Genomic DNA, 24,550 nt, shown 5'->3' on the forward strand with positions numbered 1-24,550 from the left:
TTTTTCTTTTTTGTAGAAAAAAAAGCCGGACATCGTCGGCTCTTATCTTTTACTGTCTACTATTTTAATATGGTTTTCTATTAGTCCAACTACTTCTTTATTTCCTGCAATTATAGAGTATTCTCTGTCGTCTCTAAAATGTGATATCTTACCTCCAGCCTCTTCTACCAAAAGTATCCCTGCAGCTACATCCCAGTGCCTTAGATTCATCTCCCAGTATCCATCCAATACCCCTGAAGCTACACAAGCCAGGTCATAAGCCGCCGCCCCCATTCTTCTCACTCCTCTTAACCTTGGTACAAGTTCCCCAAAATAATCTATGTTGTTTAAAGGATTCGTCAGCTTGTCATAGGGAAAACCTGTTGCTAGTACACACCGGTTCAGTTCTTTTTCCGATCCCACCTTCAACTTTTTCCCGTTGCAAAAGGTACCTCCGTCTTTTATTGCAGTGTACATCTCATCTAGATATGGTGCGTATACAACACCTAAAACAGCTTTACCCCTATACTCTAGTCCTATTGAAACACAATATATTGGCAGTCCCTGAGCATAGTTATTTGTCCCATCCAGTGGATCTAACACCCAGAGGTACTCTGATTCTTTATGGTGAGCACCAGTTTCCTCTCCCAATATAGCGTGATCCGGATAATTTTTTTCTATTTTATCGATTAAATATTTCTCACTTTTTTTATCTATCTCAGTTACAAGATCTGTCACTGTTGATTTTGTATCTATCTCTAGGTCATCTTTCCTAAAGTTTTCCCTTTGAATCTCACCTACTTCCCTTGCCCATCCTTCTACTTCTGTCAAAACTTTTTTTACATCAATCACTATAATTCACATCCTTTTATTTAAAATACAGATTCATCCCTTACACTTTAAAATAAAATTTAATAATTAATACTGAGTTCTTTTAAAAATTGAACCACAGACTCACTTCTAGAAATTATATCATTTTTTCTTTTTTTTTGAGATCAAATTATCCCTTTGCTGTTTACTTTTTTGGATTTTTAAAGATATTTAAAAAATCGGCTAACTCTCTAGTAAATTATACCACTGGATATATTCTCATCCCGCAGTTAATCTAAAGAGAGTAAACCGACCTTATATTGTTTCTTCCTCTAAAGCCTTTCTGTTTTGCAAAGCCTTGAGGTACCTGTCATGACATATCTTCATCCCTGTAACCAGGGCTTTTTTTGCAGATCCCTGATAACCCTTTCTGAATTTTTCCTCAAGGGCTGCAATATCATTAATATTTTCACCTTTAAGAAGGCCTATGACATAATTTTTAGATAACTCTGTAACCAGAGTACAGTCTGCCTCTAAAATATATCCACTTTCAACATCAATCTCCATACATATCCCCATAACCGAATATATGTCCGCTGCTGATGTTTTTGCAGGTACTTTAGAGTATCCTGTGACCAATACGCTTTTTCCCACGATAACACCTCTCTTCAAAAAATAACCTTTGATAACACTTCTCTTCTTGAAGTATATCCTTAGTAAAGAAAAAAATCAATTTTTTCTTTTGTTGATTCCTAATTGAAACTTTAATTACTCTTATTAAATTAAAAGAGGAAAAATAGATTTTAATATCGTATAACTAAAATAATATTGACAAATAAAATATAAGAATATACAATACGTATGAACATATATTCATATATTAGGGGTGGTTAGATGATTTACATAAAAAAAGAGTATCTCATAAAAAATCTTCATTGTGGAGGATGTGCAGCCAAGATAGAAGAAGCAGTCTCCTCTTTAAAAGGAACAAAAGAAGTTCATCTTAATTTCATGAAGAAAAAAATCACCTTAAAAATTTCAGGTGAAGACGATAAGTCTTTTTTAGAGAAGATAAATAAATTGGCAGACAGCATAGAACCGGGAACTTATTTTGAGGATATAAATGATAAGTCGAAAGACCTTAAAATAAAACTCTCTGGGTTAAACTGTGCAGGGTGTGCAGTAAAAATAGAAGATAAAGTTTCAAAACTTGACTTTGTAGATACTGTTAGCCTAAACTTTTCAAAACAAATTTTAGACTTGAATATTTCAGAAAAAAATATGGAAAGTGAAATATTCAAAAAGGTAGAAAAAATTGTGAAATCTTTAGAGCCTCATGTAAATGTAACATATGAACATTCTGAAATAGTATACCACGATCACGGACACGATCATTTTCATGGTTCTATGGCAAGAAAAGAGCTTTTATTCCTCTTTATAGGAGGGGCTCTCTTTATAGCCGGGCTGTTTATGGAAAATATTCCAAATTTAAAAATTTTTTTAATGGTTATTGCCTATATCCTTGTAGGAGGAGATATAGTAATAAATTCATTTAAAAACATTAAAAGAGGAAACTTTATGGATGAAAACTTCCTCATGACAATAGCAACCTTCGGTGCTTTTTCCATCGGTGAAACTTCTGAAGCTGTGGGAGTTATGTTGTTTTACAAGGTTGGTGAATACTTTCAGGACAGGGCAGTTGAAAATTCCAGAAAATCAATAGAAAGTCTTATGGATATAAGACCTGATTACGCCAACTTAAAAAATAATAACGGAAAATTTGAAAAAGTTTCCCCTGATAAAGTTAATATAGGGGATATTATTCTTGTTAAACCAGGTGAAAAAGTTCCTCTCGACGGAGAAATATCAAAGGGTAACTCCACAGTTGATGTCTCTGCCCTCACTGGAGAGTCCCTTCCTAAGGATGTTTCCTTAGGAGACGAAATTTTAAGCGGAAGTGTCAATAAAAACGGAACTCTTGAAATAAAGGTTTCAAAGGATTTTTCCCACTCTACAGTATCAAAGATACTAGAAATGGTTGAAAACGCAAGTTCTAAAAAAGCACCTTCGGAAAAGTTCATCACAAAATTCGCAAAATTTTATACACCTATAGTGGTTTTTTCAGCATTAGCTATTGCCTTTATACCACCTATATTTGTAGGGGAATTCTCATCATGGTTTTACAGAGCCCTTATATTTCTTGTAGTTTCCTGCCCTTGTGCCCTTGTGGTGTCTATACCACTTAGTTTTTTCAGCGGTATAGGATCCGCCTCTAAGAAAGGAATTCTTGTTAAGGGAGGAAATTATTTAGAGGAACTAAACAACGTCAAGGCTGTAGTCTTTGACAAAACAGGTACCCTTACCATGGGTAAATTCAAAGTCACTGATATAATGGCTGTAAACGGAGACAAAGAGGAACTTTTGGAATTGGCTGCTGCTGCAGAATGGTACTCCAATCATCCAATAGGAGAATGTGTGAAAAACTCCTTGGAAAAACCCATAAACGAAGAAAATATAGAAAATCACCATGAGTTAGAAGGCTATGGTATAAAAGCTCATTATAAAAAAGATGAAATTTTGACGGGAAATGCTAAACTTCTTAAAAAACATTCTATAAAATTTGATGAGGCTGACCTTTTAGGAACAATTGTTTATGTGGCTAAAAACGGTGTTTATGCAGGATATATTCTCATATCAGATGAGATAAAAAAAGATTCTCATGAGGCTGTGAAAAGGTTAAAAGAGATAGGAATAAAATCCTTTATGCTCACTGGAGACAGAAAAAAAGTAGCAGAAAAGATCGGAAAAGAGATAGGGATAAAAGAGATCCATTCAGAACTCCTTCCAGATGAAAAGGTAGATCATTTCCAAAAGATAAAAGAACAGATAAAAGGTTCTGTTATCTTTGTAGGAGACGGCATAAATGACGCTCCTGTTTTGGCTCTGTCAGATATAGGGGTAGCCATGGGAGGAATAGGTAGTGACTCTGCCATCGAGGCGGCAGACGTGATAATAATGAACGATGAACCTATCAAACTCCGTGAGGTTATAGATGTAGCCAAGTTCACCAGAGTAATCGTTTTACAGAATATATCTCTTGCCATAGGCATAAAACTGCTGGTTATGGCGTTAGGTATAGGGGGAATGGCTACAATGTGGGAGGCGATCTTCGCAGATGTGGGAGTGGCTCTCTTGGCCGTACTGAATTCTATGCGTATATTAAAGCATAAATAAAAAATCCGGGACATCCCGGATTTTTTATTTATTAATTTTTAAATGCGGCTATAAAGGATTCTACCATTATATCTTCATCTCCCTGACCGCTTTTAAATTTATACTCTATTTCCAAAAGTTTATTTAGTTTTTCTATTAAAAATTTTTCAGTATAGCTGCTCAGAAGATTAAATTTTAAAAACAACTGATAGGCATGAATACTGCCTCTTCCGTCTCCTTTTAAAAAATACTTTTTTACCCCTTCATAAACCCTGTCCTTAAAAAGATTATAGGATGTATTATAAGAAAGAACTCCCTTTGCCTGAAGCATTTTTAGTTTTAACAAAATATCTAACTCATTTGACAAAATATAGATAAAACTCATATAGTTTTTCTCATGTTTCAGATGATACAGTAAATTTTCTTTATTCCCTGCAAGAAATTCATCCACAAGATTTTTCATATGATATTCTCTAGAAAGGCTTATTATTCCCTTTATTTTTTCAAAAGTAAATTTTTCTCCACCTAAAAATAATTTTATCTTTTCCACTTCCTGCCGAACCTGCATAGAGTCCCGGCCTATCATCTGAAGAAGCTTATCTGCATCATTCTCTTTTATTTCTAGTTCACTGCTCACATAAAAAACAAGAGACTTCCCATTTTTTCCCTGTCTTGCCTCTATAACTTTAAAATTTTTAGAAATCCTGTCTAGTAACTTTTTTACAACTGGATTTTCAGGCTTCCCGAAGGCATTTAGAGACTCCTCATAGAGAATTATCACATCTTTGTTCACAATATTATAGTTTTCCATCGCTTTCACAAAATTCTCAGGTTTTTTAAGTAGTTGAAATCTTTTAAGGACTAAAAGTTCACTCCCTCCAAACATTGAGTTTATTGATATCGCCTGGAGAAAATCTTCCTCCTCCTTTTGTGAGACATCAAAATACCTGGGCACAATCCCAGGATCTTTTTTTATTATCTCTTTTTTCATATCTTCATATTTTAATTCCAAGGGATTATCCCCATATATAAAATAGAGCAAACCTCTCACCTTACCTCACTCTTATTTTTTAAAAAATCTATAAAACATTATACTATAATCCTTATATTTTATAAAGAAAAGGCTTATATTTTATAGTAAAACCTCTGTATCAGCTATTCTTCCACTCTCGGTCTCTCAAATACTGTGACAAAATAAATAAACTTATTATTATTATAAGGTTAAGAGCACTTAAAGCAGAACTCTCTAGAAATCTCTTATCAGACGCTATAGAATAGTTTACAAGGGACACAACGGGAAAAATATCCCCCACCTGCATCGTATAAGTTATGGTAAATTCTCCGAAAACAATGGCAAATATCTGTAAAAATATAGATATAAATATATTTTTTAGGATGGGAAATTCTATAAGGAAAAATATATCCCTTTTCCCTGCTCCGTCTATTTTTGCTGCTTCCAAAATATCTTTTGGAAACTCTCTTATATACTGATACATAAAAGAGTAGGCAACAGGTATAGAGGTTAGAAAATAGCCTATAACAAGAAGAATCCAAAGAGGTATATTCCAGATTATATTCATGTAAACAAGGGTTATTGCCAAAAATGCGCTGGAAAATCCAAAAGTTGAAAAGATAATGTAATTTGTGAATTTTGTATAATTTTTAAGAATGAGATATGTGAATATAAGAGTCAGAGCCGACACTATCCCAGATAAAAACAAAGAGTTTATCAGACCTTTTACCACAGGATAATATTCGTTTAATTCAACCGAAAAAAGTGTTGAAAAAGCTTTAAAAGAAATCTTACCTGTATAAAAATTGAAAAAAGCAAAGACAAGTCCTGTGAAAACAACTGCGTATTCACAAATTAGGTAGATTATACTGTAAGCCTTCGTAAAAAAACTGACTTTTTTTACATCTCCCTCACCTTTGAGCTCATACCCCTCTATACGTTGTCCCAGGGAATTTACTATAGTCAGAATTCCAAACTGAACCATTCCCAAGGCAAAAGCCTTAGAGAAATCAAAACTTCCCATGAGAGTCGTAGCTATCTCCACCTCAAGTGTAGAGTAGTTGATTCCTCCTAGAGACAGTATTATGGCAAAAGAAGTAAAACAATATACAAAAACCATGAAAAATGCCCTGAAAATCTGAGGCATTATAAGAGGCAACTTAATTTTAAAAAAAAGATCCTTTTCACTTATACCTTCTAGTCTTGCAGCTTCTAATATCTCTTTTGGAATAGATTTCATCCCCTCCCCGAGATACTTTAAGAATATAGGGGCATTATAGAATACATTGGCTATTATTATAGCCTTGAGAGAATAAAGAACCTGGAATTCCTTAAAGAATCCCAGGTTAAATATTATTGAAAATGCCACTATAGTAGATATCACAGGAAAAAAGAAAGGAATGAATATAAGACTTTCCAAAAGTCTGCTTATTCGGTCTCTTCTATAGGCTATATAATAGGAGGGAACTATAGAAAGAATAAATGACAGAATCACAGATATAGAGGCCTGCTTAAATGAGAAGGCCACCGTCTTATACGTAGATGCATTAAAAATCTCTGTTAAGTCCTCTAGTCTAAAGAAGTCCCTGGCAAATATAAATATAGGTATTCCCCAGAGAGTCATATAAAATAAATTGAGACTCAGCTTCCCCTTCTTCATAAGTACTCCTTTAGTCTTTTAAAATATCTATAAGTTCTTTTTTCCAAGTTTCAAGATTAGCCACAGCATCTTTTCCACTTATTGTAACTACCTTTTTAGGTACTGGTACATATTTATATTCCTCAGGAAGTTTTACATTAGTCACTGGGAACATATAGTTTTTCTTTGCTGTAAGTTCCTGGAAATCTTTTTCCAAGATATAGTCCATAAACTTTTTTGATCCTTTTTTTATTTTTTTCTTACTTACAAGGGCTGCCCCTTCTAGATATACATAGCCTCCCTCTTCAGGGATAAAGCTCTTATATTTATTCTGATTTCCGTCCTGATAAAAATAAACACTGCTTGAAGCATATCCGGCCATCATAGGAGCCTCTTTAGCAGTAAATTTTGCAAAGGCCTCATCCCAGCTTGGTGTTACAGTAAGTATCGATGGTTTTAGATTTTTCCAAAACTCTTTCCACTGATCTCCGTAAACCGCAATAGTCCAGAGCATAAACTCCTGTCCAGTGAAAGACCTCGGATCCTCTACTAAAAACTGTTTTTCCATTTTAGATATCTCCTCAAATGACTTGGGAGGATTTTTAAGCATCTGAGCATCATAGTTTATCGCAAGGGCACCATAATCAAATGGTGTCACATACCATTCTTCATCCATGATAAACTCTTCTTTGGATATGTTTTTATAACTTTTTGGACGGTATTTTGCTGTCAGTCCCTCATTTTTTGCCATCTCAGCACTACTAGGAGTAAGTCCTAAGACTACGTCAGCCCTTGGATTATTTTTCTCTAGTTTCATCCTAGGTACCAGACCGTTAATGCTGACAAATTTAATTTCAACTCCGGTTTCTTCTTTAAATTTTGATGCGATATCTCGCTGAATCCACTTCATAGATTCTGGCCCGTAGACTGTTACAACTTCATTTCCGTATGCTGTCATAGCAACCAATACAAAAATAAATGCAAATATTTTTTTCATAATAACCTCCAATTTTTTTATTCAATTTATAAGTTTTCATAAAAAAACAGACTGCCTCTGGCAGTCCGTCAAATTTACTAATAAAATTTGCTTCCTACGCTGGCATTATCCAGATCAGGTTTATCGGTCGAGATATCATATCTCCTCTCAGCCTTTTCAGCTCCCGAATTATTTATTGTATATAATGGAGTATAGCAAGATAAGGATAATAATGTCAATATATTAACTACATGGGAAAATTATAATAAATTAAAACGAGGCTTTTAAAAGCCTCGTTTTCTCAAAGAGATTTAATTTTTGTTCCGATAACTGCTATTTCAATATCACTTTCTAATTCCTCGTCTATAATAACTCCTAAAATTATATTTTCAGGTTCTATTATTAAGAGCTTGTTGATGGCCATCTGGACTTCAGCAAGTTTGTCTAGAGGAAGGTTATCTCCACTGGCAATATTTATTAGGAGTTGCTGAGCTCCTTTTATCTCTCCCTCTATAAGAGGGCTGGCAAGAGCAGCTTCTAGTATAGGGGCTATACTCCCCTTTCCTCTTCCAAAGCCTATCATTGCCTCTCCTGCATTTTTCAAAACAGCTTTTATATCTGCAAAATCAAGATTTATAAGTCCGTTTTTAAAAATTATATCTTTTATATTTTTGACAGAATTTTTCAGTATTTTATCAGCCTCTTTAAAAGCATTTTGAAGAGTTATGTTTACATTAGGAAGCCTGAGAAGATTGTCATTTGAAATAACAATATAAGAATCAACATAAGGCTTTAAATGCTCTAGAGTATCCTGAGCAGTAAGTTTTTTCATACGCCCTTCAAAAGAAAAAGGTTTAGTCACAATTGCCACTGTCAGTATATCGAGCTTATGTGCAAGCTCGGCTATCCTAAGCACAGCACCACTTCCAGTTCCTCCACCCATTCCAGATACTATAAAAAGCATATCTGTATCCTTTAAAAGCTCCTTTATGGTTCCATCTTCTTCCTTTGCACAAAGATAACCCTTTTGGTAATCTCCTCCTGTACCTAGTCCAAAAGTTATCTTGCTTCCGAGCTGTATCTTCACAGGAGAAAGAGATGTATTCAATTTTCCTATATTTGTATCTGCAGCTATATATTCTACTCCTTCTACTCCACTTTCAATCATGTCGTTTAAGGCATTTATCCCTGCACCTCCGACTCCAAAAACCTTCATAGAAAATTTAAAATCCCCCATAATTTTCACTCCCCGCATAAATAACTTTCATTATTAAGCTATATTAGATGAAATTTTATCTTTCCTTGTCTGAGTCTGTATTTTATTATAATATTTTTATGATTTTTTATTATGGAAAAGTTTTTTAGCTTATAACTTTCGTTAAAAGTTAATGTTTAAGGTGATTTATTCCCTGGGCCAATATTGTTCGCACATGATCATCGTCTAAAGAATAATAAACAGTCTTTCCGTCTTTTCTATTCTTTACAACTCTCAGCTGTCTCAAGACTCTCAACTGATGGGACACAGATGAATGAGTCATATTGAGAACATTTGCGATATCACACACGCACATCTCCTCTTCTAAAAGCATTGATACTATTTTCAGTCTTGTACTATCTGAAAAAGCTTTAAAGAAATCTGCTACATTTTGTATTAACTCATCACTTTTAAGATTCTTTTTTACTTTTTCAACTACGTCTTTATGTATAGTTATACAATCACATGTTTCTATGTTTCTACCCATTTTACCCCCTTAATCTCTTATGATCTCAAATTTATTTCCCAGTTTTTTTCTCAAAAGAGCTGCAAAATTTATCTTATTTTTCATTATAAGAGGTATTATAACCTTTACTTTATCCTTTGTTATTATCTCTACACAAGTTTGGAGCTTTTTACCTCCAGGGGCTACCATTTTAGACATTATACAACTTTCTATCTCATCCAAAGATATATTCGTCTTTTTATTTTTTAAACTATTTTTTTGAAAATCCAAAGAAATTTTATAAGAAAAAGCCAGCCATAGATGCCCCAGACCCAAAATTAGAAGTACAATACCAAATATAATATATCCGATTTTCATTCCTTGGGTATAGCCTAGAGCAAATTGATAAGCCCCTAAAAGCACCAAAGGGATTCCTGTCCCTAACCAAACAACTATTTTTTTCATTTCCAATCCAAAACTGTATTTACCATCTAATGGCAGATCTTTTTTTTCAACTTTTTTTATAAAATCATCAAAAAATATCATAATATTCCCCCATTTTTTTATTATTTCGAAATAGTTTCAAGATTTCTTATTTATAAAAGAAAAACAGCAAGGAAACCTTGCTGCTATCTGATTAATCCCTTTATGTCCTCATCTTTGTAGTCTAAGTTATGTACAGAATTGATATATCTGATAGTTTTAGTTTTTCCTCTTACAAGAAGAGTCTGAGTTCTAGCTATAGGACCTTTTTTCTTAACACCTTCTAAAAGATCTCCTCCTGTTATACCTGTAGCAGAAAAAATAACTTCATCATCTTTTACTAGGTCGTTTATTCTCATGACCTTAGTTATATCTATTCCCATATCTTGACATCTGGTTTTTTCATAATTAGATATTTTATCATTTTCAAGAGATATTCCTTTAACCTCACTTCTAAGCTTTAGTTTGGCATTCATATCTCCGCCTAAAGCTTTTATAACAGCTGCAGAGATTACTCCTTCAGGAGCTCCCCCTATACCATAGAGCATATCCACGTCAGAATCAACTACAGCCGAGAGAATTGATCCAGCAACGTCTCCATCAGGAAGAGCATAGATTCTCAATCCCATATCCTGAAGATCTTTTATTACCTGGCTGTGCCTAGGTTTATCAAGAACAACCATTGTCATATCATTCAATTCTTTTTTTAAGGCTTTTGCAACATTTTTTACATTTTCAACTAAAGGCTTCTCTAGATCGATTACCCCTTTTGCTTCAGGACCAACTATAAGTTTTTCCATATACATGTCAGGAGCTTTTAAAAAACTTCCCTTGTTTCCTACAGCGAGTACTGCTATGGCATTTGGCTGTCCCTGAGCAGTCATTCTAGTCCCTTCTACAGGGTCTACCGCTATATCTACTTCAGTTAAATAACACAGTTCTTCTTCTGACAGCGTCTCTGAGTTATTAAGTTTCCCGACTTTTTCTCCTATATAAAGCATAGGAGCTTCATCAATTTCTCCTTCACCAATAACTATCTCACCTTTTATAGATAGCTTATTTAGCATGCTTCTCATAGCATCTACAGCTGCCTGATCGGCTCCTTCTTTATCTCCTTTACCTACCCATTTATAGGCTGCGAGAGCGGCTGCCTCTGTTACTCTGGCAAATTCTAATGCTAATTCTCTTTTCATTCTATCCTCCTAGTCGGTCAATCTATAAATGACCTCACCTTTTTTTCTCATTTGAAGCTTCTCTCTTGATATTTTTTCTATATAATAAGGATCATCTAGTTTTTCTATATCCTGATCCAGCTCCATTATGTTTATTTTAACATTTTCATGAATTAAATTTAAGTCTTTTTTTTCTTTAATAAGCTTATTGAGTTTTACATGGCTTCTATATATTTTCGGAAGAAAGTATTGTAAAAAAACTAAAAATACAAGAGTAACAAATAACTCCCTTTTGTTTTTAATATTTATTTTCATAAATTACCTCTTTATTTTTATATTTCTTACTCGAGTCACAATAAAAATACCCGTACAAAAGACAACCATATCCAAAACTATATTCGATATATTTAAAGTCACTCCAGGCCACATTTCTAAAAGAGACAAAGTGACAATACCAAGAATAAAATACAGAGTCTCATCCTTATGTCTTTTTAAGAATTTATCCATCACCTTTGCAAAAATAAATATACCAACAGCTGCTCCTACAGCAAACATACCCATAGGAAAAATTTTAAAATTATTTATAAATCCAAGGACATTATAATATTCCCCTAATATCATAAGTATAAGAGAACCTGATATACCAGGAATTACCATAGTTCCCCCGGCTATTATCCCACATAAAAACAATTTAATAATATAGAAACTAGATATAGTCCCGTCTATTCCGTCAACAGCCGAAACTTTAATAAAACTTTGATAAAAAAACAGTACCAGGGGAATAAGTCCTCCAATTAAAAATAGTATAACCTCATTTTTCTTAGGATGTATTTTATCCTTATGATGCATAATAGCAGGCAAAGATGCTATTATTACCCCTAGGAAAAAAAAGCTCGTTCCTTCATAATGATTTTTAAACAGAAATTCTATCAGTTTAGCGAAAATAAGTATTCCTACCCCTGCACCAATCATTATTTGAGAAAGAAATATTATATATTCCACTTTTTTCTTACGGGTAACATTAAAAAATTCGCCTATAGATTCTGTTAATTTTTCGTATATACCTAAAATAAGTGCCAATGTTCCCCCTGATATTCCGGGAATAACATTGGCAACTCCTATCACTGCACCTTTTATTACATTTTTAAACATATTATTTCACACAACTTTCTTTTATGTAGTCCAAAGCCATTATATAGCCATAGTATGAAAATCCAGCTATCTGTCCAACAGCAATATCAGCTATTACAGACTTCCTTCTAAATTCTTCCCTGCTGTGGACATTAGAAAGATGAACCTCTATAGTTTTTATTCCAGTAGCCAAAATAGCATCCCTTATAGCGATGCTGTAATGTGTAAAGGCAGCTGGATTGATGACAAGATAGTCGCTATTTTGAAAGTGGCTCTGTATTTTATCCACTATCTCACCTTCATGGTTTGATTGAAATATCTCTATTTCAAAGTCGTGCTCAGAAGCTCTATCTTTAATTTTTTTATTTATATCTTCTAGGGTCAGACTTCCGTATATTTTAGGCTCTCTAGTCCCCAAAAAATTCAAATTTACCCCGTGAATCACCAATATCTTAAGCATTTAAAAACCTACTTTCTTTTTATATCTTCTACAATCTCAATAAAAGACTTTATATCGTCAAACTCCATATACACAGAAGCAAATCTTACATATGCCACTTCATCAAAGTGTTTTAATTTTTCCATTATTAATTCGCCCAATTCCTGAGTAGTTATCTCATTCTTAAGAGAATTATGGATAGTTTTTTCAACATCCATCAAAAAAACCTCCAGCTCCTCTCTGCTTATATTTCTCTTAACTGTGGCTCTCATGAGTCCTCTCATTAGTTTTTCACTGTCAAACTTTTCTCGGCTTTTATCCTTTTTCACCACATAAAAAGGTGTCTCCTCCACCTTCTCATAAGTTGTAAATCTTTTTCCACAAGAATTACATTCACGCCTTCTCTTTATAGAGTAACCTTCTGAGTAGGATCTACTGTCTGCAACTCTTGTATTCTCCGAATCACAAAATGGACATTTCATATGAAATCACCTAAATATTCTCTTCTTCTTCAATGCACTCTAGTACCTCTTCTGGAGTTTTTACTGCCAAGAGTTTATTTCTAAATTCTTCGTTTCTGATAAGTCTAGAAATTCTAGCTAATACTTTCAAATATATTTGACTGTCTCTGAGAGGAGAAGCAAAAACAAAAAACATTTTTACATTTTCTTCATCTAGAGAAGCAAAATCAACACCTTTTTTGCTTATTCCAAAGGCAATTGTCAGTCTTTCTGCTGCATCTGTTTTTGCATGGGGAATAGCCACTTTTTTACCTATTCCTGTACTTCCTAACTCCTCCCTTTCTACCAGTGCCTTATGAGTTACTCCATTATCAGTTATTGTGTCTGATTGACCTATCAAAGCCGATAACTCTTTTAGTACTTCTGTTTTATTTCCAGCCTTAAGGTCTAGGTTTATTAGGTCATTTGACATGTAATCTGTTATCTTAACTATATTCACCATTTTTTAAATCCTCCCCTAAAAAATGTTTGAAATTTAGACTAGTGTGGAGATGATAATTTATATATCTTTCCAATATATTTATTACTTTTTTTACAACTGTAATATCTCTTATCTCTTTCAAAACACCATCTGATTTCTCACCTGATATATTTTCCAATATTTTTTTTTCCATTTTAGATAATTTTAAAAAATAACTTCCAGAATTTTTTCTGAATTTTGAGTTTTCTATGTCAAAATATTCACCTTCTGATAATTCAAAAGCAATTCCTTCCTCTTGTATCATTTTACTTAAAAAATGACAAACAAGTAAATGATTTTTTATTTGATTTTCACTTTTATCTAAATAATTTATAACCTTTAAAAAATAATCATAAAGAACACTTTTCCTCTGGTTTTCTACCAAGATATTGTTCAACACAGATAAAATGTACATTATTATCTCAATATTTTTTATATTGCTTCTTATACCCCAAAATGAATCAAGTAATTCGAAATTTGTAGTTATAAGGCGTTCACCTTTTCTATAAAAAACAAACTTAGAAAAAGCTAGAAGTTCTACAGCATTTTTGTCCCTTCTTTTGGATTTTCGTATTCCTTTTATATTAAGTTGTATTTTACCATATCTCCGACTGAAAATTGTTATCAGTCTATCTGCTTCTCCATAATCTAATTTTTTTATGATTACTCCGTCACTACTTAAAAATTTCATCTATATTTCAAACTCACTACTTAAAAATTCAGGGTTGATAACTATTTTTTTTAGCATAACTTCAGATAATTTTGAATCTCCATCATAAACAGTTATCTGTACCGGAAAATAATAGCCCTTTACTTTTTCTAATTTCTCAAAAACTATTCTCAAACCACTTTCATATTCTAACTCTTTTATTTTACCGCTATAAAAATTACTCTTGAATTTGGCATCTTTCTGTTCCTTGGTTTTTATATCTTTTATAACTTTGATAATATAATTTTCCTCATCATCAAGTTCTTCCTCATAACTCTGCTGAAAAAGTGGGAGATATACAATCTTTTTATTCTTATTATAAATATAAATTTCTCCCTTATTTTCTTCTGGAAAAATAATTTCTTTTTTTATAAGGTCAGGAAGTACTGCCTTTATATTATAATCTTTAACCCGATTTTTTCCATTTATCAAGGTTACCTCTCTTGCATCAAATTGAAAACTTTTTATATCTGACAGAGTCTTCTCAGCACCAAAGGAAAGAATATTTATAAGTACAAAAAACAATATTAAACATATTTTTTTCATTCTATTACTCCTCTTCAAATATTATGACTTCATTGATATCAAAAATATTAAAATCTTGAACTATTTTTATATCTTTAAAAAGTTGGTTTTTACTCTCCCCTATACTTTCAACTCTTCCTACATAAATTCCCTTAGGATAAATATCACTTATTCCAGAAGTGTATATTTCCTCTCCCACCTCTATGTTTTTATCTACAGAAACACTCTCCATAGTCATTAATTCTGAGTTTTCACCTTTTAATACACCTAAAACCTCATTTTTATAACTTAAAACACTTGTATACACGTCACCTTTTGTAACAAGCTCAACCAGAGAATAATCTTTATAAATTTTTGATACCCTACCCAAAAGGTCTTTCCCCGCCATTACCACCATATCTTTTTTTATTCCGTCTGTTTCTCCTAGATCTATAAATACACTTTCATGGTAGGTCAGACTGTCTTTAAAATTAATTCTTGCAACTTTAAAAACTGTTTTGCTCTTTTGTTTCATATCTAGTAGCTCATGCAGTCTCTTATTTTCCTCTATAAGAGTCTCTGATTGTTTTTCTAGGATTGCAAGTTTTGCCACCTCATGTTTGAACTCTTTATTCTCTTGCATTATCCTATTGTAATTCTTGAGAGTTGACAGCCCCTCTTTCATTTTATTGGTAGACTGATAAACCCATACCTTTACTGGAAAAAATAAATTTCCCACAGGACCTTCCATTGAATTAAGAGGCCCCCTTAAAACCAAGAGGACCAGAATCAGGCTTACTATATAGTAGGCGAGTCTTTTTTTAGGCCCACCCATTTTTTTAAACTTCATATTTGTATAGCTCCTTACTGTCCCTGCATTTTAATTCTTGTTATTAACCATTTACTTTAACGCCTCTTTCATTCATTCATATTAATAATGTGATTTATACTAACATTTTTTGATCTTTTATTTTGATACTGCGTAAGTCAATTATATAATATGAAAATGTATTTGTAAAGACAACAATGTATTAAGATTTAAGTATTCTAGTTATTTAGTCCGGATTTTCTAGAATTAAAATATATTTTTCAATATATTAGTTTACAATAGTAAAAAACAGGGCCTACGCCCTGTTTTTTACATCATACCAGGCATCATACCTGGATTTTGCATATCTTCCTTAGCTTCTTTTTTTTCTACTACCACTACTTCAGTTGTTAGGATTAGCGATGATACAGAACCTGCGTTTTGTATGGCTGATCTAGTTACTTTAGCTGGGTCTATTATTCCTGCCTCTAGCATGTTTGTATACTCTTCTTTTGCGGCATTGAATCCGTGTCCCTCTGGAAGAGATTTAACTTTTTCTAGTACCACTCCTGCATCAAGACCTGCATTTTCAGCGATCTGTCTGAGAGGAGCCATAAGGGCTTTCTTTACTATCTCTACACCTATACCCTCTTCTCCTTCTAAAGTAAAATCTTTCATTGCTTTTACTACCTCTATCATGATAGTCCCTCCACCTGGAACTATTCCTTCCTCTACAGCTGCTCTTGTTGCATTTAGGGCATCTTCTATTCTGAGTTTTTTCTCCTTCATCTCAGTCTCTGTCACTGCCCCTACCTTTATTACTGCTACCCCTCCAGAAAGTTTTGCCAGTCTTTCTTGAAGTTTCTCTTTATCGTAATCAGATGTAGATTCCTCTATTTGTGCTTTTATCTGATTTACCTTAGAATCTATATCATTTTGTGCTCCAAGTCCGTCTACTATGACTGTATTATCCTTTGTTACCTTTACTTTTTTTGCTCTTCCGAGATTATACAGCTGCACATCTTCTAGTTTCATTGCTTTCTCATCAGAGATTACTTCTCCACCTGTAAGCACCGCTATATCTTCTAACATCGCTTTTCTTCTGTCTCCAAAAGCAGGAGCTTTTACGGCGATTACATTTAAAGTTCCTCTGAGCTTATTTACCACAAGGGTAGCCAATGCCTCTCCCTCTAAATCTCCTGCTATTATAAGAAGAGGTTTAGATTCTTGCATTGTTGCTTCTAATATAGGTAGTATTTCTTTCATATTTGAGATTTTCTTGTCTGTGATTAGAATATATGGGTTTTCAAGATTACCCTCCATTCTTTCTGGATCAGTTGCCATATAAGGAGATACATAGCCCTTATCAAATTGCATCCCTTCTACAACTTCAAGAGTTGTTTCAAAAGACTTGGCCTCTTCCACTGTTATAACCCCAGTCTCTCCAACCTTTTGCATAGCCTCTGCTATAAGAGCTCCGATCTCTTCGTCTGAAGCCGATATAGATGCCACCTGAGCAATCTCATCGTTGTCCTGTATCTTCTTAGCTCTTTCTTTCAGATGTCTTACAGCTTCTTTTACGGCTTTTTCCATCCCCTTTTTGATGAACATAGGATTAGCTCCTGCACTGACCATTTTAAGGCCTTCTTTTACCATTGCCTGAGCAAGTACCGTTGCCGTAGTTGTACCATCCCCAGCTACGTCATTAGCCTTTGTTGCCACTTCTTTTACCAGTTGTGCTCCTACATTTTCAAAAGGGTCTTCTAGTTCTATCTCCTTGGCAATTGATACTCCGTCATTTGTTATAAGAGGAGCTCCAAAAGCCTTTTCAAGTACAACGTTTCTTCCTCTAGGACCCAATGTTATCTTCACTGCATCTGCAAGAGTATTTACACCTGCCTCAAGTTTTTTTCTTCCTTCTTCATTAAATTTAAGTATCTTAGCCATCTTAAAATTACCTCCAAATTTTATTCTTACTCCACAACTGCAAGAACATCTTCTATATTAAGGATAAGGTACTTTTCTGACCCGTCCTTTATCTCTGTCCCGGCGAACCTAGCATATACTATTTTATCCCCATTTTTAAGATCTTGAAGTTTTTCTCCAGATCCAACTGCTTCTATTACTCCAAGATTAGGTTTTTCCTTATCTGCGGCTCCGGGAATAATAAGCCCGCTTGCTGTTTTTTCTTCCATTTTTATGGATTTTACAAGTACTCTTTCCCCTATAGGTCTTATTTTCATCATATCCCTCCCTTCAACTTTGTTAGCACTCTCTTTCGTAGGTTGCTAATCACTACAAAGATATAATATATCAATTTTATTTTTGCGTCAAGTTTTTTTTATAAAAAAAAACACACGAAATTAATCGTGTGTTATAAATACTTATTTTTTCTTTGCTTCTTCAAATTTAGCCCATACTCCTGCTTTTACAAGTATGCTTTTTACTGTTCTTGTTGGCTGAGCACCATTTGTAAGATACTTGATTATCTCTTCTTCTTTTAGTACCACTTTAGAATCTTCTAGTGGAAAGTAGTTACCAAGGTAAGCAACTGCTTTACCGTCTCTTTTTGATAGAGCTTCCATTGCTGCTATTCTGTAAGTAGGTCTTTTTGTTCTTCCCATTCTAGTCAATCTTAATTTTAACATATCTTCTTCACTTCTCCTTCTTATCTAATTTTTATTTTTTTAGACATCAATTTATTTTTTTAAAAAGGAAACTTCTTTTTCCCTCTTCCGCCCATCATTCCAGGCATCTGTGGAAAGTTTCCGTTACTAAACATCTTCATAACCTGCTTCATCTGATCAAACTGCTTTAAAAGTTTATTTACATCTGAAACTTCTACGCCACTTCCTTTTGCTATTCTCTTTTTCCTGCTGGCTTTAAGGATTTCAGGTTTCTTTCTCTCTTCTCTGGTCATAGACTGTATCACAGCCTCTACTTTTTTCATCTCTTTTTCTGCTGGAGCAAGATCTCCTAGCTGACCAGCACCTGGAAGCATTTTTAATATACCGCCTAAAGGTCCTAGTTTTTTTATATTTTGAAGTTGTTTCAAAAAGTCTTCTAAATCGAAGCTCTGATTTTTAATTTTTTCTTCTAGAGACTTAGCATCATCCTCATCGATAGCTTCCTGAGCTTTTTCAACAAGAGAAACTACATCTCCCATTCCTAATATTCTTGATACAAGTCTTTCAGGATGGAATAACTCTATGTCATCTATCTTTTCACCAATTCCTATAAACTTAATAGGCTTACCTACAACTGCTTTTATAGAAAGGGCTGCTCCACCTCTTGTGTCTCCATCTAATTTAGTCAGTACAACACCGTCTATATTTAAAGAATTGTTAAATGACTCTGCCAGATTTACTGCATCCTGACCTATCATTGCATCCACTACCAAAAGTATCTCTTGAGGTCTGGTAGCTTTTTTTATATCCTTTAATTCTTCCATTAGTGATTCGTCTACATGAAGTCTTCCTGCCGTATCCAAAATAACATAAGTTGCATTATTTTCTTTAGCAACATTTAATCCATCACTACATATCCCTCTGGCATCTTTGCTTCCTTCTTGTATATGTACAGGGACATCTATCTGCTCTCCCAAAACCTGAAGTTGTTTCATTGCAGCCGGTCTATATACATCGGCTCCCACCAAATAAGGTCTCTCACCTTTTTTCTTGAGAAATTTTGCAAGTTTTGCAGCAAAGGTGGTCTTACCTGCCCCTTGAAGTCCTGCTAGCATTATGACTGTAGGATTTTTTGCCGACTTTGTAAGTCTAGCATTTGTTCCTCCTAGGAGTTCTACAAGTTCATCATTTACTATTTTTACAAACTGCTGTCCTGGATTTATCCCGGTTATTACCTCTTCCCCTACAGCTTTTTCTTTTATTTTATTTACAAATTCTTTAACGACTTTATAGTTTACATCTGCTTCTAAAAGGGATAATCTTACCTCTTTTAAGGCTGATTTTATATTGTCTTCACTTAGCTTTCCATGCCCCTTGACTTTTTTAAATATTTCTTGGAATCTTGTACCTAAATTATCTAACATCAGGTCACCTCTTATAAGTCAATACTTTCAATTATTTCTTCTAATTTTTCAGGAGTAAATTCTTCTCTCAGTTTCAGAAGATTTTTCTTTATTTCTTGTTCTCTTTTATAAAAACCTATCTTTTTTTCGTAATCTTTCAGTATTTTTATTCCTCTTCTAATATTGTCGTAAACAGCCTGTCTACTTACATCATGCTCTTTTGCAATTTCAGATAAGGAAAGATCTTGCTCAAAATGTTCAATCATATATTCTTTTTGCTTATCACTGAGAAGATTTTTATAGTAATCCATCAGCAGTGAAACTTCTAAAAAATCACTCAACTCCATAGTTTACTCCCATATTATATATGATTAGCCTCTTAGTGTCAAGGCTTTTTTCTTTACAAAATGCCATTTTTTTTATACAATTTTATACAAATGACAAGGGTCTCCCCTTGCCATCTTTTTTTATATCTCTCTTAAAAAAATATTTTGTGTTCTGTCTGGTCCAACTGAAACCATTGAGATCTGACATCCGATAATTTCTTCAACTCTTTTAAGATAATTTTTACAGTTTTCAGGAAGCTCATCGTACTCTCTCATTCCTGTTATATCCTCTTCCCATCCTGGGAGTTCTTCATATACAGCTTTAGCTTTCGCCAATCTCTCGATAGAAGATGGTACTGTAGTGTAGACTTCTCCGTCTATTTCATATCCTACACAGATATTTATTTTTTCAAGTCCACTTAGTACATCTATCTTTGTGATAACAACATCTGTCAGACCGTTGATATCTACAGCAAATTTACCTACTACAAGGTCAACCCATCCACATCTTCTTGGTCTTCCTGTAGTAGCACCGTATTCTCTTCCTACTTCCCTAAGTCTTTCACCTATTTCTTCTTCAAGTTCAGTTACAAATGGGCCCTCTCCAACTCTTGTGGTGTAAGCCTTCATTACCCCTATAGCCTTGTCGATTTTCTTAGGTGCTATCCCTACTCCTGTAGTTACTCCTGCAGTTGTAGGAGAAGACGATGTAACATATGGATAAGTTCCGTAGTTGATATCGAGCATCATTGCCTGAGCTCCTTCAAAAAGGACAAATTTATCCTGGTCTAAAGCTTCATTTACCTCAGGTACAGAATCTATTATTCTGTGAGCTATTTTCTTAGAGTATTCTTTAAATTCAGCAAGCATTTGATCAAAATCCATTTTTTCTACACCATAGATTTTTTCAAATACTTCATTTTTCTCTTCTAGATTAGTTCTTAGTTTACCTTCAAAAGATTCCATATCAAGAAGATCTACCATTCTAAGACCGCATCTAGTTATTTTATCAGCATAACAAGGTCCTATTCCTCTCTTTGTAGTTCCTATCTTTTGATCCCCTCTAGCTTCTTCTCTGAGTTCATCTAGTCTTACGTGATAAGGAGTAATTATATGCGCCCTGTCACTTACATAAAGATGATCTACTTTTGCTCCTCTTTTTTCAAGAACTTCCAATTCACCTAGAAGAACTTTGATGTCCACTACAACTCCCGGACCTATTATACATTTACCGTTTCCGTGAAGCATTCCTGAAGGAAGAAGATGAAGTACAAATTTCTCACCGTTTACAACTACTGTATGACCAGCATTGTTTCCCCCTTGAAACCTTACAACATAATCAGCTTTATGAGCTAATACGTCTATAATCTTACCTTTACCTTCATCTCCCCACTGAGTTCCAACTACTACGTAACCTGCCATTGAATATACACCTCTTTCTGACTTGGATTAGATATATTTAAACAACCAAATATTGTTAATACCTATTTTGTTTTTTTGATCTCTATATAATTAATATTTTTATTGTGCTTGTATATAAACAGACTTTCAAATTCCGTCTGAATATTCTCTTCTATCAATGGACTGTTATGGAGATCAGACGTATGATAAACCACCTTGTAGCCATCCATTTTTTCCATAAATTTAAGTACATCAGAATAGTATCCGTCATGATCTGTTTTAAAGAAAAGGGTTCCCTCTTTTTTCAAAATCACATCTAAAAGTTTAAAAAGGCTAGGCTGTAGAATTCTGTTCTTCTCTTTTCCATCCCATGGGTCTGGAAAATTGATATACATTCCCTCTATCTCCTCTTCCCCTATGAAGTTAACTATTTCTTCACCTCTTCTTTTAATGAAGAGTATATTTTCAAGTTTGAGGGCTTCAGATTTCTTAGCTGACATAACCAGCCTTTTGAATCTTATTTCAAGAGCCATATGATTTCTTTCAGGGTGCTTTTCACACATGGAATTGGCAAAATTTCCGCTCCCTGATCCTATTTCTAGATAAATGGGATTTTTGTTCCCAAAGTATTCATTCCATTTCCCTTTATAGGAATCCATGATCTCTTTATCATACATTATATACTTAGGATAGTCATTGAGTTTCACCATATAGGGGTTATAATTTCTTCTGGGACGATCAAAGAAATGCTTCCAGATATCTCCCACTTCTGTATTAGACATACTTCCCTCCGTGTAAAAGGATTCTTTTGTTGTTAAGTGATCTTTAACAGTGTTTTCGTACAAAAAACAAAACACCAAGTAATTGTATAAAAATATTTAAATTATGTCAATAATTCTTTTGAATGTCTTGCTTGCTACATCTGTATTCTCAAGAAAAAACCTGTCAATATCATCTAAATTCACCTGTTTTTTCTCTACCATCTGTACTGCAGCAACAAACTCCTGGGTATTTTCCACCTTATATCCTATTTTTCTATGGATTATCTCTTTGGAAATTTCCTTTACATTTTGCAGATATTTACCAAAAATAGGTGGCTTTCTGTAGTAAAGAGGCTCTATCAAACTGTGGCCGCCTATATTCACAAGAGTTCCTCCCACAAAGGCCACATCACACAGGGCATAGAGTTTTCTCAAAACTCCCATTTCATCTACTAAAAGCACCTGGGTATCTTTTTTTACACCTTCTTCCATGGTACTCCATTTTTCATATCTATATTTTTTTTTTAGTAATCTTCCCTCTATATCTGTTGTTCTTTCTATGTGACGGGGAACCAGGATCAAAAAATAGTCCTTTAGTTTATCATAAGCATCTAGTATAAACTCCTCTTCATCGTTTCTTGTACTTCCTGCCACAAATATTTTCCTGTTTTCAAGTCCCAGTTCTTTTCTTATTTGATAAAGCTGTTCTTCCGTAAAATCATTGAGCTTGACGTCAAACTTCAGATTCCCAAAGTTCTCTACTTTTTCAGCTAGAGCCCCTATATCAATTATTCTATTTTTGTCCTCCTCTGTCTGCATGAGAAAAAAGTCCACATTTAAAAATAGCTTTTTCAGATAAAAGGATATTTTTTTATAAGATTTAAAGGATTTATCAGATATTCTACCGTTTGCAAAAACCACCTTGGATTTTTTAGAACTCATCCTTATGAGATTGGGCCATATTTCAGTCTCTATAATTACTAGAGCTTTTAGATTTATCTTAGCCAAAATCTCCCTTATCTTAAAAAAATCATCTATAGGAAAATAAAGAAGGTCTATATTTTTATCATTCTTGTATTTTGCCTCTGCAGTGGCTCTTCCAGTATCTGTAATCATGGTTATCAAAATTTTGAAGTCAGTATTTTCAAGAAACTCTCTCACAAGACTCTCTGAAAGATTCACTTCTCCCACAGAAGCACAGTGAATCCACACATAATCTTTCCCCGGATTTTTAAGGTCGATCTTTTGAAAAAGTCTTTTTTTAAGGAAACCTCTTAGTTTCTTTTTAAAAAATGCCATAATAAAAATAGGTATATAAATAATTATCCTTGAAAGGTTATAAAACATCTGCCTCTCCTTTTTTCATTTTATTTTTATTTCTATCCAAAAAAATATACCCATATCAATGGGTATATAAAATTCTATTCTAAAACTTCTTTAATATATACAAGCTCGACATTTTCATTTTCTATATAATCTACCATAGATTTCAGTGCCACGGCCATATTTTTGTGATAATGACCTATTACCAGAATTTTCCCGTTATCTTTTGCCATTTTCACTGCGGCTTTTATCTCTTTTTTTATATCTTCTATCTTTTTGCTGTTGTCCAAAAATCTGGAACAGTAATATGTAGGAATCCCTAGTTCCTTGGCCGTTGAGTATCCTTTGGTTTTGGAAGTAGTTTTACTATCGATGTAAAACATTTCCTTATTTTTTGCATATCTAAGAAGGGTTTTCATCAGAAAAGCATTTTCTGTAAATCTAGACCCCATATGATTGTTAAAACCATTCATATCTCCTACATCACCGATGGCTTTATCAAACCTTTTATAGATCTCTTCTCTTGTCATATCCGGCATAAGTATACCTTCTGTCCTAGAGTTCAGAGAATCATTAGACCCCGCCATGGGCATATGAAGTATTACTTGGAAACCATATTCTTTAAGTTTTTCAGTAGCTTCAGAACTTCTAGGTAGAAAAGGTATCGTTGCAAAGGACACTGGCTTTTTTATTTTTCCAAAAATATCTGCAGTCTGAGTATTCATCCCCACATCATCTATCAATATCGAAAGTTTTCCACTATAAACTTTTTCAGGAGGAATTATGGGTATAGGGGCATGATAATAAAGCTCTATAACCAATTTTTTTTCACCATGAAAATCTCTGTACAGTATCTTTTCTTTGTTGCCTTCTATACTGCTTTCAGCTCTCAAGGCTTCTGTTTCTATTAATCCGACTTCTGTCCCTTTCTCTAAATCAACCTTATATACATCACCGGTTTTTACTATCTCAACTCCGGGTTTTGCACCAAGTATTTTCAGAGTATTTTCTAGATTTTTTAGTTCTTTTGCTGTATTTTTCTCCATAACTTTCGTATAGTTATTTTTTCTTACAGTTTTAAAAACAAGGCTTAAAATCAAAACCAATAATATTGCACCTATGAAAAAAAACTTTTTTCTGTACATTATTTTCT

27 protein-coding genes and 1 riboswitch are annotated in these 24,550 nt (G+C 33.8%); of the genes, 1 reads left to right on the plus strand and 26 read right to left on the minus strand.

The genetic code is table 11. The features are described 5' to 3' along the window. Window positions 1-42: 42 nt before the first annotated feature. Both ILYOP_RS06810 and ILYOP_RS06815 read right to left on the minus strand, forming a co-directional pair. Window positions 43-831 (minus strand): inositol monophosphatase family protein, encoded by a 789-nt coding sequence (locus tag ILYOP_RS06810; protein WP_013387799.1) that lies wholly within the window; start codon window positions 829-831, stop codon window positions 43-45. A gap of 273 nt (window positions 832-1,104) precedes the next feature. After that, window positions 1,105-1,461: a DUF3870 domain-containing protein gene (locus ILYOP_RS06815; RefSeq protein WP_245546498.1), complete on the minus strand. Its 357-nt coding sequence runs from the start codon at window positions 1,459-1,461 to the stop codon at window positions 1,105-1,107. Between the two features lie 222 nt (window positions 1,462-1,683). Between ILYOP_RS06815 and ILYOP_RS06820 the strand changes: the two genes are divergently transcribed. Further along, window positions 1,684-4,023, plus strand: a complete 2,340-nt coding sequence (locus tag ILYOP_RS06820) for a heavy metal translocating P-type ATPase (RefSeq protein ID WP_013387801.1) — start codon at window positions 1,684-1,686, stop codon at window positions 4,021-4,023. 31 nt (window positions 4,024-4,054) lie between these two features. Here the strand turns inward: ILYOP_RS06820 and ILYOP_RS06825 are convergent, their stop codons facing one another. The 24 genes from ILYOP_RS06825 to ILYOP_RS06940 form a co-directional block, all read right to left on the minus strand. Further along, window positions 4,055-5,014 (minus strand): DNA polymerase III subunit delta, encoded by a 960-nt coding sequence (locus tag ILYOP_RS06825; protein ID WP_148223677.1) that lies wholly within the window; start codon window positions 5,012-5,014, stop codon window positions 4,055-4,057. Between the two features lie 139 nt (window positions 5,015-5,153). After that, entirely contained in the window at window positions 5,154-6,674 is a 1,521-nt protein-coding gene (locus ILYOP_RS06830) for an ABC transporter permease (protein WP_013387803.1), read from the minus strand. Window positions 6,675-6,684: 10 nt separating this feature from the next. After that, window positions 6,685-7,650, minus strand: a complete 966-nt coding sequence (locus tag ILYOP_RS06835; protein ID WP_013387804.1) for a thiamine ABC transporter substrate-binding protein — start codon at window positions 7,648-7,650, stop codon at window positions 6,685-6,687. Window positions 7,651-7,724: 74 nt separating this feature from the next. Beyond that, a riboswitch (TPP riboswitch) is annotated at window positions 7,725-7,827 on the minus strand. 103 nt (window positions 7,828-7,930) lie between these two features. Then, entirely contained in the window at window positions 7,931-8,866 is a 936-nt protein-coding gene (locus ILYOP_RS06840) for a cell division protein FtsZ (protein ID WP_013387805.1), read from the minus strand. 148 nt (window positions 8,867-9,014) lie between these two features. Then, the gene (locus tag ILYOP_RS06845) at window positions 9,015-9,371 is read right to left on the minus strand and encodes an ArsR/SmtB family transcription factor (RefSeq protein WP_013387806.1); all 357 of its coding nucleotides are present in this window, start codon (window positions 9,369-9,371) and stop codon (window positions 9,015-9,017) included. A gap of 9 nt (window positions 9,372-9,380) precedes the next feature. Continuing rightward, a complete protein-coding gene (locus ILYOP_RS06850) occupies window positions 9,381-9,875 on the minus strand; it encodes a hypothetical protein (RefSeq protein ID WP_013387807.1) in 495 nt (164 codons plus the stop codon). Between the two features lie 83 nt (window positions 9,876-9,958). Continuing rightward, on the minus strand, window positions 9,959-11,005 hold the full coding sequence (gene glpX, locus ILYOP_RS06855; protein ID WP_013387808.1) for a class II fructose-bisphosphatase: 1,047 nt from the start codon (window positions 11,003-11,005) through the stop codon (window positions 9,959-9,961). A 9-nt stretch (window positions 11,006-11,014) separates the two neighbouring features. Further along, window positions 11,015-11,299 carry an FtsB family cell division protein gene (locus tag ILYOP_RS06860; protein ID WP_013387809.1) on the minus strand — a complete coding sequence of 95 codons (285 nt, stop codon included), beginning with the start codon at window positions 11,297-11,299 and terminating at the stop codon, window positions 11,015-11,017. A 3-nt stretch (window positions 11,300-11,302) separates the two neighbouring features. Beyond that, window positions 11,303-12,136 carry a DUF368 domain-containing protein gene (locus ILYOP_RS06865; protein ID WP_013387810.1) on the minus strand — a complete coding sequence of 278 codons (834 nt, stop codon included), beginning with the start codon at window positions 12,134-12,136 and terminating at the stop codon, window positions 11,303-11,305. Between the two features lies 1 nt (window position 12,137). Then, complete coding sequence (gene aroQ, locus ILYOP_RS06870; RefSeq protein ID WP_013387811.1) at window positions 12,138-12,575, minus strand: type II 3-dehydroquinate dehydratase; 438 nt, start codon at window positions 12,573-12,575, stop codon at window positions 12,138-12,140. Between the two features lie 8 nt (window positions 12,576-12,583). After that, on the minus strand, window positions 12,584-13,036 hold the full coding sequence (gene nrdR / locus ILYOP_RS06875) for a transcriptional regulator NrdR (RefSeq protein ID WP_013387812.1): 453 nt from the start codon (window positions 13,034-13,036) through the stop codon (window positions 12,584-12,586). A 10-nt stretch (window positions 13,037-13,046) separates the two neighbouring features. After that, window positions 13,047-13,517: a PTS sugar transporter subunit IIA gene (locus ILYOP_RS06880; RefSeq protein ID WP_013387813.1), complete on the minus strand. Its 471-nt coding sequence runs from the start codon at window positions 13,515-13,517 to the stop codon at window positions 13,047-13,049. Continuing rightward, a complete protein-coding gene (gene recO / locus ILYOP_RS06885; RefSeq protein ID WP_013387814.1) occupies window positions 13,501-14,226 on the minus strand; it encodes a DNA repair protein RecO in 726 nt (241 codons plus the stop codon). Before recO ends, ILYOP_RS06880 begins: the two co-directional genes overlap by 17 nt. Then, complete coding sequence (locus ILYOP_RS06890; protein ID WP_013387815.1) at window positions 14,227-14,790, minus strand: LolA family protein; 564 nt, start codon at window positions 14,788-14,790, stop codon at window positions 14,227-14,229. Between the two features lie 4 nt (window positions 14,791-14,794). Beyond that, window positions 14,795-15,598, minus strand: a complete 804-nt coding sequence (gene mreC / locus ILYOP_RS06895; protein ID WP_013387816.1) for a rod shape-determining protein MreC — start codon at window positions 15,596-15,598, stop codon at window positions 14,795-14,797. Window positions 15,599-15,886: 288 nt separating this feature from the next. After that, window positions 15,887-17,503: a chaperonin GroEL gene (gene groL, locus ILYOP_RS06900; RefSeq protein WP_013387817.1), complete on the minus strand. Its 1,617-nt coding sequence runs from the start codon at window positions 17,501-17,503 to the stop codon at window positions 15,887-15,889. 26 nt (window positions 17,504-17,529) lie between these two features. Next, complete coding sequence (locus tag ILYOP_RS06905; protein ID WP_013387818.1) at window positions 17,530-17,799, minus strand: co-chaperone GroES; 270 nt, start codon at window positions 17,797-17,799, stop codon at window positions 17,530-17,532. A 141-nt stretch (window positions 17,800-17,940) separates the two neighbouring features. Continuing rightward, a complete protein-coding gene (gene rpsP, locus ILYOP_RS06910) occupies window positions 17,941-18,204 on the minus strand; it encodes a 30S ribosomal protein S16 (RefSeq protein WP_013387819.1) in 264 nt (87 codons plus the stop codon). Window positions 18,205-18,263: 59 nt separating this feature from the next. Further along, window positions 18,264-19,607 carry a signal recognition particle protein gene (gene ffh, locus ILYOP_RS06915; protein WP_013387820.1) on the minus strand — a complete coding sequence of 448 codons (1,344 nt, stop codon included), beginning with the start codon at window positions 19,605-19,607 and terminating at the stop codon, window positions 18,264-18,266. A gap of 11 nt (window positions 19,608-19,618) precedes the next feature. Next, complete coding sequence (gene ylxM, locus ILYOP_RS06920) at window positions 19,619-19,933, minus strand: YlxM family DNA-binding protein (RefSeq protein ID WP_013387821.1); 315 nt, start codon at window positions 19,931-19,933, stop codon at window positions 19,619-19,621. Window positions 19,934-20,053: 120 nt separating this feature from the next. Continuing rightward, window positions 20,054-21,334, minus strand: coding sequence for an adenylosuccinate synthase (locus tag ILYOP_RS06925; protein WP_013387822.1), 1,281 nt, complete (start codon window positions 21,332-21,334; stop codon window positions 20,054-20,056). Between the two features lie 62 nt (window positions 21,335-21,396). Beyond that, on the minus strand, window positions 21,397-22,095 hold the full coding sequence (gene trmB, locus ILYOP_RS16030; RefSeq protein ID WP_013387823.1) for a tRNA (guanosine(46)-N7)-methyltransferase TrmB: 699 nt from the start codon (window positions 22,093-22,095) through the stop codon (window positions 21,397-21,399). 96 nt (window positions 22,096-22,191) lie between these two features. Beyond that, window positions 22,192-23,421 (minus strand): 3-deoxy-D-manno-octulosonic acid transferase, encoded by a 1,230-nt coding sequence (locus ILYOP_RS16035; protein ID WP_013387824.1) that lies wholly within the window; start codon window positions 23,419-23,421, stop codon window positions 22,192-22,194. A gap of 74 nt (window positions 23,422-23,495) precedes the next feature. Further along, entirely contained in the window at window positions 23,496-24,542 is a 1,047-nt protein-coding gene (locus ILYOP_RS06940) for a divergent polysaccharide deacetylase family protein (RefSeq protein ID WP_013387825.1), read from the minus strand. Window positions 24,543-24,550 lie beyond the last annotated feature (8 nt).

Origin of the sequence: Ilyobacter polytropus DSM 2926, from assembly GCF_000165505.1 — a bacterium.
GTDB lineage: Bacteria > Fusobacteriota > Fusobacteriia > Fusobacteriales > Fusobacteriaceae > Ilyobacter > Ilyobacter polytropus.